Genomic DNA, 13,142 nt, shown 5'->3' with positions numbered 1-13,142 from the left:
CAGCCCGGCAGCCCCGGCTCGGCGCAGATAGCTGTGTACGGCACCGTTGCTGATGCCCAGGGTGCGCGCGATGGCTCGCTCCGGCAAGCCTTGAACATGTTTTAAGCGGAGAACCTCTTTGATCCGGCGCATCGACAATCTCTGGGTGGGCATCGGCCTTCCTCGTTCACTGACGAGGCAGTTCCTAAGCCGGTTGAGTTGTCGGCCGAAGCGGGCTGAGCCATTCAAAAATTGCTCACGATCCCGCGAAATCCATGCTCACGATCGTCTGAAATCTCTGCTCACGATGCTCTGAAATCCGTGCTCACGATCCCGCGAAACATGCACGCTGGTCGGGGCATGGGCCACCCGCCTACTGCTTTGCTCCGGTGGTCGCGACGGCGAGGTTCTCGACGTCGGGCAGCGTCCATGCCTTCGCGAAGAACTCCTGCTTCGGTCCATAGAGGCGGAACATAAGCTCGAACCTGCGGGCGGGGTCGGTGGGGATCCAGTTCGGTTCCTGGCCGGCGGGAGGCCTCGGACCGACATAGAGATCGACAGAGCCGTCGGCGTTCTTCTTCACCTCGGCGTTGTTCGAGGCGCGGCTGGCGCGGTCGACGTTCCTGATCAGCGCGTGGGTGTCGCGGTCGTAGGCAGTCAGCGACCAATATTGCTCGATCGGGACGTTCGGTGGGACGTGCAGCCGGTAGGTCTTTGACCCATCGTAGCTCTCGCCGTTCTTGTCCTTGATGTTGATGAGGTAGAACTGGCCGGAGCCCAATCTCTTGATGCCGATATAGGCGTAGTGATAGGCGACCCCGCGCCAGTCCACGGGGTAGGCGTTCGGATCATCAAAGTTGTCCGCCGCCGCCTTGAGCAAATCCGGGTGTGCCGGATACGTCCAGTGAGTCCCCTCGAAGAATGGCGGCAGGCCGCCGTCGTATTTTGCGGCGAGGTAGGCATGCGCCTGGACGATACCATCCGCGAGGGCCTGCTTCGTCGCCGCATCAGGCGCGAAGGCCTTGCCCTTTTCGATGCCGATCGAGCGCAACTGGTCGATCATGGCGCGATCGCGAGCGAGCCAAGGCTCGCTTTGCACCATGCGATCGAGGTGAACGAAGAAGCTGTCGTCATAGCGGATCGTCGAGTCGAACAGGATATCCTTGACGTCGGTAAAGACCGTGGCCGGCGGATCCGATGCCTGCGAGAGCGGGTAGATCTTGATCCGCTTGGCGTAGGCAGCCGACGTCGCGACATCGGCATCGCCGTGGCTCTTCAGGTTCGAGCGGAACAGCACGTAGCTGCCGAAGGTGTTGGGCTGCAGCGCCTCGAAGCCTGCGGGCACCTGACCATTGTGGCCGGGCGGCAGCATCACCAGCTTGACGCCCGCTCCCTTGTCGACGCCGAGCAAGCCTGCATCTTCCAGCGGCTGCTGCCAGACATTGACGAAGTTGGCGTTGAGAGAGCCATCCGGTCCTGCCGGCGGGACTTCTATCGCGATCGGGCCGACATCCTTGGTGTCGAGAAACGCCATGAAATAGAGCGTGTCGGGATTGGGCGTCAGCGTCTGGTTATGCCAGTCGAGCGGCCTGCCCCAGTAGATCACCTGGTTCACCTTGCCCGGTGTCTTGGTCAGCATTTCCTGCAGCATCAGGTCGTAGTTGACGACCGGCATGCCCCAGATGGCGGCCTGTGTCGCGCGGCTGCGTGCGAGCAGGTCTTCGAGCGATCGTGTTTGCGCGGATGCGGCCGAGGGCAACAACGAGGGCGACAACATGAGGACGAATGCGAATGCCAATGCTCGTCTCATTGAGGCCTCCTCAAGGGTCCATGCGGCCATCCGTCACGCTATCCGACGCACTGATCCAAAACAACTTGCCCGAGTGCTGCGCCATCTGACGCCACGCGCGTCCGCCGATTAGCTATGGACGGGTTCGAATATGCATTTTGTGCCAGCGACCATAGGTCAGCAGCAGTGACATTTTTCTCGCGTGCCACCTGTGGTAGATTACCGTTACGTCCTTGACGGCACGGACGGAATTTCGGGGGACGTGCCGGCGGCAGTTGCTGATCCGTGTCGGGAAGTGGGAATGTTGGAGTCGGGTATCGAGCGCACGGGGCGGCCGACCGATCTCGCTGCCGGCGACATGATTTGGATTCCCGGCGCTACTTTCCGTATGGGCTCCGACAATCATTATGCCGAAGAGGCGCCCAGCCATCGGGTGAGCGTGGACGGCTTCTGGATCGACCGCACGCCCGTGACCAACCGCGCGTTCAAGGCGTTCGTCAACGCGACCGGCTACGTCACCACGGCGGAGGTTCCGCCGAACCCCAAAGACTATCCCGGCGCCCTGCCGAAGATGATCTATGCCGGCTCGCTGGTGTTCTCGCCGCCGCGCCGTGTGCACGATCTGCGCGACTGGAGCCAGTGGTGGACGCTCATGAAGGGCGCCAACTGGCGGCGCCCGTACGGACCCGGAAGCAACATCAAGGACCTCGACGATCATCCGGTGGTGCATGTTTCGTACGCTGACGTACTCGCCTACGCGAAATGGATCGGCAAGCAGATTCCCACCGAAGCCGAATGGGAGCTTGCCGCGCGCGGCGGCCTGGATGGTGAGGAGTTCGCCTGGGGCAACACGCTGACGCCTGACGGTCGGCACATGGCCAACACCTGGCAAGGCGAATTCCCGATCCAGAACGCGTGCGAAGACGGCTTCCAGCGCACCTCGCCCGTCACCGCATTTCCGCCGAACGGCTACGGCGTCTACGACATGATCGGCAATGTCTGGGAATGGACCGCCGACTGGTGGTCGGCCCGTCATGAAGCCGATAGCGCCAAGCCGTGCTGTGTTCCACAGAATCCGCGCGGCGGCCCGGAGCGCGCGAGCTTTGATCCAGGTCAACCGAACATCCGTATCCCCCGCAAAGTCTTGAAGGGCGGCTCGCATCTGTGCGCGCCGAACTACTGCCGGCGGTATCGGCCCGCCGCCCGGCACGCCGAACCAGTCGACACGTCGACGAGCCATGTCGGTTTCAGGTGCGTCGTGCGGGCGCCCGGCGTTCAGCCGACACAAGCGCCTTCAAAATAGGGAGTGTGGAATGAGCGACGAAGCTGAGTCCAAGAGCGCCAAATTGCTTCGCACCTTCTTCGCTGCAGCACTGGTTGCGACCAGCCTGTCACCATTCGCCGGCTCGACTGCACTCGCGCAGGCGCCGAGCACGGCAAGGCCGAATATCCTCGTGATCTTCGGTGACGACGTCGGCCAGTCCAACATCAGCGCCTATACCGACGGCCTGATGGGTTACAAGACGCCCAACATCGACCGGATCGCCAAGGAAGGCATGCGGTTCACCGACTATTATGCAGAGAATAGCTGCACGGCGGGCCGTTCCACCTTTATCACCGGTCAAGTCTGCCTGCGGACCGGGCTGTGCAAAGTCGGCATTCCCGGCGCGGCCGTCGGCCTGCAGGATCGCGACGTGACGATCGCCCAGGCGCTCAAGCCGCTCGGCTACGCCACCGGCCAGTTCGGCAAGAACCATCTCGGTGATCGCGACGAATATCTGCCGACCAAGCACGGCTTCGACGAATTCTTCGGCAACCTCTACCACCTCAATGCGGAGGAGGAACCGGAGCGGCCGTATTATCCGAAGAACGACACGGCGTTCGTCAAGGCAAACACCCCGCGCGGGGTCCTGAAAGCCTCCGCTGATGGCAAGATCGAAGATACCGGCCCGCTCAACAGGAAGCGGATGGAGACGGTCGACGACGAAACCACCGCCGCAGCGATCGATTTCATGCAGCGGCAGGTAAGGGCCAACAAGCCGTTCTTCACCTGGATGAACACGACCAGGATGCATGCCTTCACCCACGTTCGGCCCTCGATGCAGGGACAGAGCGGCATGCCCGGCAATGAATATGCCGACGGCATGATCGAGCACGACGGTGACGTCGGCAAGCTCTTGAAGGCGGTCGACGACCTCGGGATCGCCAACAATACGATCGTCGTCTACACCACCGACAACGGACCCAACCAATGGTCATGGCCGGATGCGGCGACGACCCCGTTCCGCAGTGAAAAGGATACCAACTGGGAAGGCGCGTTCCGCGTACCGGCGATGATCCGCTGGCCCGGCCGCATCAAGGCCGGCGAAGTGTCCAATGAAATGATCTCCGGACTCGACTGGTTTCCGACGCTGCTTGCCGCCGCCGGCGATGCCGACATCAAGGACCGGCTGCTCAAGGGCACCGATCTCGGCGGCAAATCCTCCAAGGTCCACCTCGACGGCTACAATCAGTTGCCATACCTGACGGGACAGGCACCGAAGTCCGCGCGCAGCGAGTTCTACTATTTCAACGATGACGGCGAGGTCGTCGCCTATCGCTACGGCGATTGGAAAATCGTGTTCTGCGAACAGCGTCAGCCCGGCGGCTTCGTGGTCTGGTCCAACCCGTTCACCTGCCTGCGCGCGCCGAAAGTGTTCAATCTGCGGATGGATCCATTCGAACGCGCCGATGTGGTGTCGGACCAGTATTACGACTGGCTGGCCAAGAATGCCTATCTCATTCAATACGGCGTGTGGCGCGTTGCTCCATTCCTTCAGACCTTCAAGGAATTTCCGCCGAGCCAGCGCTCCGCCAGCTTCAGCATCGACCAGATGGTCGACGCGCTGATGAAGAATCTCGACAAGACGGGAACGAAATAGTCCTCGGCAGGGCGCTCCCTGCACCGTGAGGCGTCGATATCACGGGGGGCGCCAGCGCACCGGCCGTCCAGGCGGCCGGACAATCCCTGGTCCCAGCGAGAAGGAAATGTCCGACCTCCGCACAGGCAAGTTGCCAATTCCACCGGAGTCCGGGAGCCTGAAGCGCTCGGCTGCGCGCGATGCGTTGTCAGAGCTCAAGGCGCGGATCGGCAAATCGGTGCTCGGCCAGGATCATCTGGTCGAAAGCATGCTGATCGGTCTGCTCGCCAACGGCAATCTCCTGATCGAGAGCCTGCCCGGTCTGGCCAAGACTCGCGCAGTGAAGACATTGGCGAAGAACCTCGCAGCCGACCTGTCGCGTGTGCAGTTCACGCCGGACCTGCTGCCATCGGATGTCACCGGCGCCGAGATCTATGTGCAGACGGAGAAAGGCGGGCAATTCCAGTTCCAGAAGGGGCCGATCTTCGCCAATCTCGTGCTCGCGGACGAGATCAATCGCGCCCCCGCCAAGGTGCAATCGGCGCTGCTCGAGGCCATGGAGGAGCGCCAGGTCACGGTTGCGGGCAAGACCTACAAAATGCCTGACCTGTTCATGGTGCTCGCGACCGAAAACCCGATCGAGCAGGAAGGCACCTATCCGCTGCCCGAGGCGCAGCTCGACCGCTTCCTGATGCACGTCGTCATCACCTATCCGGACGAGGCGACGGAAGGCGAGATCATCAAGCTGAACCGCGCCGAGAATGCACAGGCACCGAAGGACCACGCCACGGAGCCCGCGGCGGTGCCGCAGCAGGCGATCTTCGATGCGCGCGCCGAGATCGACAATCTGTTCGTCTCCGACCTCGCGCTGAAATACATGGTCGATGTGATCTATGCCACCCGGTTTCCCGGCCGCTACGGCGAACCTCTGAGCAAATGGATCCAGATCGGCGCCAGCCCACGCGGCAGCCTCGCGCTCGACCGCTGCGCGCGCGCCCGAGCCTGGCTCGACGCCCAAGAATTTGTCACGCCCGATCATGTCCGCGCGGTGGTGCATGACTGCCTGCGCCATCGGCTGATCCTGAGCTACGAAGCCGTGTCGCAAGGCGTCACGGCCGACCAGGTGATCGACAAGATCACCGAACTGGTCGCAGCCGCGTGAGGCCGCCATGATCGACGAGAACGCCAGGGTGCCCGGTGTCTATGTCGATCTCGAAGAACTCATCGCGCTCGAGCAGCGCGGCCGCCATGTTTCTTTCCTGCCGAAGCAACCCGTGCACAGCTTGCTGTCCGGCCGCTTTGCCTCGCGGATGCGCGGGCGCGGATTGAATTTCGAGGAGATCAGGGACTATCGCCCCGGCGACGACGTTCGCTCGATCGACTGGAAGGTGACGGCGCGGTTGCAGAAGCCGCATGTGCGCGTCTTCAACGAGGAGCGCGACCGGCAGGCGCTGCTGGTGGTTGATCAAAGGCTGTCGATGTTCTTCGGCAGCCGGCTTGCGATGAAGTCGGTGACGGCAGCCCAGGCGGCGGCGATCGGTGCGTGGCGTGTGCTCGGCGTCGGCGACCGCGTCGGCGCCATCGTGTTCAATGACAATGATCTCGCCGAAATCAGGGCACGGCGCAGCCGGGCCACGGTGCTGCAGATCCTTTCCACAATCGTTGCGCAAAACCAGGCGCTCAGTGTCGGCCGCGGCCTCGTCACTGCGCCCATCATGCTGAACACGGCGCTCCAACATGCCGAACGTCGCGCGCTGCATGACGCCACGATCATTGTCATCAGCGATTTTGACGGCGCCGACGATGTGACCCGGAAGATGATCGGCGCCCTGACCCGGCATAACGACGTCGTCGCGGTGCTGGTCCACGATCCCCTGCAAAGCGACCTGCCGGCATCCGCCGCGATGACGGTGACCGACGGCGAGTTGCAGATCCAGCTCGAAGTCGGCCGTGACAGCGTGCGGCAGAGCATCATGCTGGCGACCCAGGAAAGGTTACGGGGCGTGTTTGCATGGACGCACGAACTTGGCGTTCCCGTGCTGCCGCTCAGCGCCGCAGAGGAGATCGTGCCGCAGCTCCGGCACCTGTTCGGCGCGATGCCGGCGCGTCATGGCCGTGGCCGTGGCCAACCACAGACGGAGGCGGCTCTTGGCTGACGTCAAGCCCATCGCCAACGATCCGGTTGCCGGTCTCATTGACATTCCCTTGCCGAAGGAGATCAGCCTGTGGCCCGAGACCTGGGCCTTGCGGATCGCGATTGTCCTGCTGCTCGTCGCGGCCGTGGTCGCGATCTGGCAATTCGTGCACTATCGCCGCGTCAATCGATATCGGCGCGAAGCACTCTCCGAATTGACGCGGATCACGCAGCCGCACGACGTAGATCGGTCGCCGTCCGACTTGGCGACGCAACTTTCGTTGCTGGTGCGACGGACTGCGCTCGCGGCCTACCCGCGCAACCAGGTGGCGCCGCTGATGGGATCAGCCTGGCTCGCCTTTCTCGACCGCACCGGTGACGAAACGAGATTTTCGGCCGGCGTCGGACGCTGGCTCGCGAGCGCACCATATGTTCCGGCCGAGCCAGACGCCAACCAGAGCTCCGCGCTCGTCGAGCTCGTTCGCCGCTGGATCAGGGTGCATCATGTTTGAGTTCGCCTGGCCCTGGATGTTCGCGCTGTTGCCGTTGCCGCTCCTGGTCTGGTGGCTGTTGCCGCCGTTTCGTGCCCGCCAGGCCTCGGTGCAAGTGCCGTTCTTCGAGCGGCTTGCCGCCGCGACCGGACAGACGCCGCAACGGGGAGCAGTAGTGCTGCGACGCCGCGCCATGCAAATGATCGTTGCGATCCTGATCTGGCTATTGATTGTCGCTGCCCTGGCGCGGCCGCAATGGGTCAGCGATCCCGTCACCCACGAGATATCGGCGCGCGACCTGATCCTCGCCGTCGATATCTCGGGATCGATGGATCAGTCCGACTTCCGCAATGCCGACGGACAGATGCTGACGCGGCTCGACGGCGTCAAGCGCGTGATCAAGGATTTCATCGCTCGCCGTCATGGCGACCGCATCGCGCTGATCCTGTTCGGCACCAAGGCCTATGTGCAGGTGCCGTTCACGCAGGATCTCGCGACGGCGCAGCAGCTCCTCGCGCAGACGCAGGTCGGCATGGCCGGGCAGCAGACCGCGATCGGCGACACCATCGGTCTCGCCATCAAGACTTTCGAGAAGAGCACGGCAAAGCAAAGACTGCTGATCCTCCTGACCGACGGCAACGATACGGCAAGCCGTGTGCCGCCCGAGCATGCCGCTGACATCGCGCGACAGAACGGCGTCGTTATCTACACCATCGGCGTCGGCGATCCGGCGGCTTCCGGCGAGAACCGCGTCGACCTCGGCGTGCTGCAAGGCGTGGCGAGCAGCACGGGCGGTGAGTTCTTCCGTGCCGAGGATGGCGCACAATTGGAAGGGGTCTATGCCGACATCGATCGTCTGGCGCCGGCAAAACTCCAGACGCTGTCTTGGCGCCCGAAGCTGCCGCTCTTTCAATGGCCGCTCGGCGCGGCTGTGGTTTTGTCGCTGTTGTTGTGGCTCGCCTTGCTGATGTCGAGTGCCTGGAACCATCGCAGGATGCTCCGCCATGCCTGATGCAGCCGCGATCCCTTTGCAGATCCCCTTGCACCTGCTGCGCCCGCAATGGCTGGTTGCGCTGGTGCCTGTCGTCGCGATCCTGCTGCTGGTGCTCTGGCGCCAACGCGCGGAGACCCAATGGGGCGGCGTGATCTCCTCGCACCTCCTGAAATATCTGATCGTCAGGCCGGACCGAAGATGGGGCATCAATCCGGCCTGGCTCGTTGCGACCGGAATGACGCTCGGCATCGTCGCCCTGTCAGGCCCAACCTGGCGGCGTGAATTGCCGCCCTTTGTCGAAGACAAGGCGCCGCTGATGATCGCGCTGGCGCTGTCGTCGTCCATGACCGAGACCGATGTGGCGCCGTCCCGGCTCGAGCGCGCCAAGCAGAAAATCCATGACCTGCTGGCGGCGCGCGCTGGCGCCCGTATGGGGCTGATCGCCTATGCGGCGACCTCTCATCTGGTGATGCCGCTGACCGACGATCGCGGCGTGATCGAGCCGTTCCTTGCAGCGCTTGCACCCCGCCTGATGCCGTCTGACGGCCGCAACGCGCTTGCAGCCGTCGCGCTTGCGGCGCAGTCGCTCGCGAGCGAACCGGTGGCCGGCACCATCCTTGTCGTCACCGACGATTCCGCAAGCACTGCGGAGCCAGCGCTGCGGCAGGCCGCCGGGCGCAATAATCTGCTGATGCTTGATGTGATGCCTATGGGTGCGCCGCTGGCGTCCGGCGCAGTCCGTGTCAGCGTCGATGGCTCGGACATCCGCATGCTCGAGCGCAGGATCGAAACGCGATATCAGGCCGCGCAGGGAGACACATTCGGCTCGCAGTGGCTCGACGAAGGCTACTGGCTGCTGTTTCCAGTCGCATTGCTCGCCCTGCTGTGGTTCCGGCGCGGCACGACGGTCGCCTGGATGCTGGCATTCTTCCTGGCGTTCCACGCGTTGCCGGCGAACGCGCAAGACGCTTCCTGGTTCAGGAATTTGTGGCTGACGCCGGACCAGCAGGGGCGGCTCGCCTTCGATCGCGGCGATTACGCAGCCGCGGCGAAATTGTTCGCCGACCCGATGTGGCGCGGCCTCGCCGCCTATCGCGCCTATGATTTCCTGGAAGCGGCGAAGGCATTCGCCGAGGTTGATACGATCGAAGGAAAATTCGCGCTCGGCAATGCGCAAGCGCAGAACCATGCCTATGAGAAGGCCATCAAGGCCTATGACGACGTGCTCAAGGCGCAGCCGCAACATCTCGCGGCCAAGACCAACCGCGCGATCGTCGCTGCCGCGCTGAAGGCGCGGGAGGAAAAACGCCGCAAGCAGGAGCAGGACGATCCCGCACCGCCCGATGAAAAGGCGGACGAGATGCGCGTCGATCCCGACCAGAAGGGCGGCAAGCGCATCCAGGTCAAGCCGGAAGACGTGACCACGCCGGGTGCGGCGGAAGCCTGGATGCGCCAGGTGCAGACCACGCCCGCGGATTTCCTGAAGCTGAAATTCGCGATCCAGGCTGCGCCGCCGCCAAAGAGACCACTGCCATGAGGAGCCGGTTCGCCATCGCATGTCTGCTGGCGCTCCTGGTGCCGCTCGCCGCGCAGGCGCAGCAGAATGCAGCGCCCGAGCCGATCGTGCGAGTGGCCATCGATCCCGCGCAGGTGCTGGTTGGTCAGCGCGCGACGCTGCGGGTGGAGGTGCTGGCGCCGAACTACATGACGGCGCCGCCGGAATTGCCGGGCTTCCAGCTCCGTAATGCGGTAACCCGCCAGCTTCAAAGCGTGAACCTCAACGAGCAGTCAAACGGCATCGAATACGCCGGCGTGCGCTTCGAATTCGCGATCTATCCGCTGGAGGCGGGATCCTATGCGATCTCGGACCAGAAGCTGACGATCAAATACGCGGCCGAGCCGCCGGCAACACGCGAAGCCGTCATCTCGCTGCCTCGCATCGAATTCCAGGCGTCCATTCCGGACGCGGCGGCCGGCCTTCATCCCTTCCTGACCGCGACCAGCCTGACCATGGAGCAGCAGATCCAGCGCTCTTCGGAAGAGCTGAAGGTCGGCGACGCCGTCACCCGCATCGTCACCATCAAGGCCGACGGAACGCCGGCGATGCTGCTGCCACCGATCGCGTTTTCCCCGATCGATGGCCTCGCCGTCTATCCGGCACAGCCGTCACTACAGGACACGACGGAGGGGCGGAGCGACGCGTTATCGGCTGCCCGCGTCGATTCCGCGACCTATATGCTGGAAAAGCCCGGCGACTATGTGCTGCCGGCGATCGATGTGCGCTGGTGGAATGCGGGCGACGGGAAGATTGCGCTCGCGCATCTCGACGCCGTCCCGCTGCAGGTCGCGGCCAACCCGGCAGCTGGAAGCGCAGCACCGCCCGGCGATGCCGGTGCGGGCCGGAACTGGAGCAGGCTGCTCGATCTGTTCGTGGATCACTGGGGTCTTGCCGTGCTGGCGCTCGCCGCACTCGCGGGGCTCGGCTGGATCACGCCGCGCGCGGCGCGGGCGATGGCTGCGGACTACCGGCATCGACGCGAAGCCTATCTCCGATCCGAATCGTTTTCCTTCAGCCGGCTGCGCCAGGCGGCGCGCCGTAGCGATGCGAAGGCCGCCTATTTTGCGCTGCTCGACTGGCTGCAGCGCTTCGATCCGGTTGCGCCACGCCACACCGTGGCCTCGCTGAAATCCGTGGCAAAGGATCCCGCGCTCGACGTCCAGATCGGTGCAATCGAACAGCAGCTGTTCGCGCCGCGTAGTACGGATAGCTGGTCGCCACATCAATGGCTGCGTCAGCTCGGTGCGACGCGCCGCCGCTTGCAGCGGCAGGCAGCGCGCTCCGCAAGGATGCGTTCACCGCAACAGCTCAATCCGATCGACGACCACGCGGCGTCGGCCCGTCGCCGCCGCATGCCCGCGAGATGAAAGGAGCACATCAAGGCGAACTCGGCTGAGGACGAACTTTCTGGATCATCGTCACGAGCAATTTTCTCACAGGTGAAGGGAGCGTAAAAATGAGCAGCGAGAAGAATGAAGTTCGAAGGGTCGCCGGGTCGAACCGCAGTGGAAACGCTACCATCGATCGCCGAGCCATATTGCTTGGCTCCTCATCGCTCGTCGCAACAGCAGCGCTGAGCTCGCAGGCGCTCGCGCAGGCTCAGCAGCCAGCACCTTCGCCGGCCCCGGCACAAGCAACCGCTTCGGGCCGCAAGCCGAACATCCTCGTCATCTTCGGCGATGACATCGGCATTCCGCAGATCAGTGCCTACACGATGGGAATGATGGGTTATCGCACGCCCAACATCGACCGCATCGCACGGGAGGGCGCCATCTTCACCGATTCGTACGGGCAGCAAAGCTGCACCGCTGGCCGGGCCTCCTTCATTCTTGGCCAGGAACCGTTCCGGACCGGCCTTCTCACCATCGGCATGCCGGGCGATCCGCACGGTATCCAGGACTGGATGCCGACGATCGCCGATGTGTTGAAGACGCAGGGCTATGCCACCGGACAGTTCGGCAAGAACCATCTCGGCGACCGCGACGAGCATCTGCCAACCAGGCACGGCTTCGACGAATTCTTCGGCAATCTCTATCATCTCAATGCCGAAGAGGAGCCGGAAGGCTACTTCTATCCGAAGGATCCGAATTTCCGTAAGCAGTTCGGCCCTCGCGGTGTCATCAAATCGTCCGCGGATGGAAAGATCGAGGACACCGGCCCCCTGAACAAGGCCCGTATGCCGACCGTCGACGAGGAATTCCTGGGCGGGGCCAAGGATTTCATCGGTCGTCAAGCCAGGGCGAATCGGCCATTTTTCGTCTGGTTCAACTCGACGCGCATGCACGTCTTTACGCACCTCAAGCCGTCATCGCTCGGAAAGACCGGCAAAGGTATCCACGCTGATGGCATGGTGGAGCACGATGGAATGGTTGGAGAGCTGCTCCGGCAGCTTGACGATCTCGGCATCGCCGACAACACCATCGTCCTCTACACCACGGACAATGGCGCTGAACTGGCGCTGTGGCCCGATGGCGCCATGACGCCTTTCCACGGCGAGAAGGGCACGACTTGGGAAGGCGGTTTCCGCATTCCAATGATGGTGCGATGGCCGGGAGTGGTGAAGCCGGGGACGCAATACAACGAGATGATCTCGCTGATCGACTGGTTTCCGACGCTCTGTGCGGCGGCCGGGATTCCGGACATCAAGGAAAGGATGAAAGCCGGATTTGCCGGTGCCGGCGGCAAGAGCTTCAGGGTCCATCTCGACGGCTACAATTTCATGCCGTTCTTCAAGGGAGAGGCAAAGGAGCCGCCACGCGATTCGATCTACTATTTCGATCAAGGCGGCAATCTGAACGCGATCCGGTGGAACGACTGGAAGCTAAGCTTTGCCACGGCCTCGAAGGGAAATATTGCGACCGCGACCCGAGAGGTGCCCGCCTGGGCACTGATCGCCAACCTGCGCATGGACCCCTATGAGCGCGGGATGGAGGAAGGTGGAGGAGCGATCCAGTTCCTTGCTCAGAACATGTGGTTGATCGTGCCCGTGCAGGGCAAGATCAAGGAGTTCTTCGCCGATTTCAACGACTTCCCCTATCAGGAGGGCAGTTCATTGAACGCAAGTGGCATCAACTATGGATTGCTCCGGCAGCAGGCGGCCTTGAAGCGGCTCAATGAGATCGAACGAATGAAGCCGAAGTGAGGAGGATAGCGGTAACCGGCAGCAGGTGTGCGCGAGTACGACAGCGACCGGCCGGCGCGGCAGTCCCGACAAGGAAGTGATCTATCTCAACGTCACACCTGCGAAGAACGACGACAGTGCGATCTACGGGCTTTCCTGGTTCGACAAGAGCTGGC

At 63.2% G+C, this 13,142-nt stretch carries 11 protein-coding genes; 9 read left to right on the top strand and 2 right to left on the bottom strand.

The features are described from left to right. Together K288_RS50695 and K288_RS0119195 are read right to left on the bottom strand one after the other, a co-directional pair. The coding region (locus K288_RS50695; RefSeq protein ID WP_201449694.1) for a sigma-70 region 4 domain-containing protein at nt 1–153 on the bottom strand (153 nt) is incomplete at its 3' end. Nucleotides 154–352: 199 nt separating this feature from the next. Then, the gene (locus K288_RS0119195; RefSeq protein WP_027581029.1) at nt 353–1,789 is read right to left on the bottom strand and encodes a DUF1254 domain-containing protein; all 1,437 of its coding nucleotides are present in this window, start codon (nt 1,787–1,789) and stop codon (nt 353–355) included. Nucleotides 1,790–2,069: 280 nt separating this feature from the next. Between K288_RS0119195 and K288_RS45890 the strand changes: the two genes are divergently transcribed. The 9 genes from K288_RS45890 (at nt 2,070) to K288_RS0119150 (ending at nt 12,987) form a co-directional block, all read left to right on the top strand. Next, on the top strand, nt 2,070–3,071 hold the full coding sequence (locus K288_RS45890) for a formylglycine-generating enzyme family protein (protein WP_043160210.1): 1,002 nt from the start codon (nt 2,070–2,072) through the stop codon (nt 3,069–3,071). Between the two features lie 10 nt (nt 3,072–3,081). Beyond that, the gene (locus K288_RS0119185) at nt 3,082–4,689 is read left to right on the top strand and encodes an arylsulfatase (protein WP_051334607.1); all 1,608 of its coding nucleotides are present in this window, start codon (nt 3,082–3,084) and stop codon (nt 4,687–4,689) included. A 106-nt stretch (nt 4,690–4,795) separates the two neighbouring features. After that, complete coding sequence (locus tag K288_RS0119180) at nt 4,796–5,830, top strand: AAA family ATPase (protein ID WP_244443178.1); 1,035 nt, start codon at nt 4,796–4,798, stop codon at nt 5,828–5,830. A gap of 7 nt (nt 5,831–5,837) precedes the next feature. After that, nucleotides 5,838–6,824: a DUF58 domain-containing protein gene (locus tag K288_RS0119175; protein WP_027581026.1), complete on the top strand. Its 987-nt coding sequence runs from the start codon at nt 5,838–5,840 to the stop codon at nt 6,822–6,824. Then, nucleotides 6,817–7,314: a DUF4381 domain-containing protein gene (locus tag K288_RS0119170; protein WP_051334606.1), complete on the top strand. Its 498-nt coding sequence runs from the start codon at nt 6,817–6,819 to the stop codon at nt 7,312–7,314. The genes K288_RS0119175 and K288_RS0119170 overlap by 8 nt, the downstream gene beginning before the upstream one ends. Beyond that, nucleotides 7,307–8,305 (top strand): VWA domain-containing protein, encoded by a 999-nt coding sequence (locus tag K288_RS0119165; RefSeq protein ID WP_027581024.1) that lies wholly within the window; start codon nt 7,307–7,309, stop codon nt 8,303–8,305. Before K288_RS0119170 ends, K288_RS0119165 begins: the two co-directional genes overlap by 8 nt. Further along, the gene (locus K288_RS0119160; protein WP_051334605.1) at nt 8,298–9,824 is read left to right on the top strand and encodes a VWA domain-containing protein; all 1,527 of its coding nucleotides are present in this window, start codon (nt 8,298–8,300) and stop codon (nt 9,822–9,824) included. Before K288_RS0119165 ends, K288_RS0119160 begins: the two co-directional genes overlap by 8 nt. Continuing rightward, nucleotides 9,821–11,212, top strand: a complete 1,392-nt coding sequence (locus K288_RS0119155; protein WP_027581022.1) for a BatD family protein — start codon at nt 9,821–9,823, stop codon at nt 11,210–11,212. Before K288_RS0119160 ends, K288_RS0119155 begins: the two co-directional genes overlap by 4 nt. Nucleotides 11,213–11,301: 89 nt before the next feature. Then, nucleotides 11,302–12,987, top strand: coding sequence for an arylsulfatase (locus tag K288_RS0119150; protein ID WP_027581021.1), 1,686 nt, complete (start codon nt 11,302–11,304; stop codon nt 12,985–12,987). The last annotated feature ends 155 nt before the right edge of the window (nt 12,988–13,142 follow it).

It is taken from the genome of Bradyrhizobium sp. Ai1a-2, from assembly GCF_000426245.1.
GTDB lineage: Bacteria > Pseudomonadota > Alphaproteobacteria > Rhizobiales > Xanthobacteraceae > Bradyrhizobium.
Note: the sequence above shows the minus strand (reverse complement) of the source record. Positions and strands in the feature narration are given on the sequence as shown.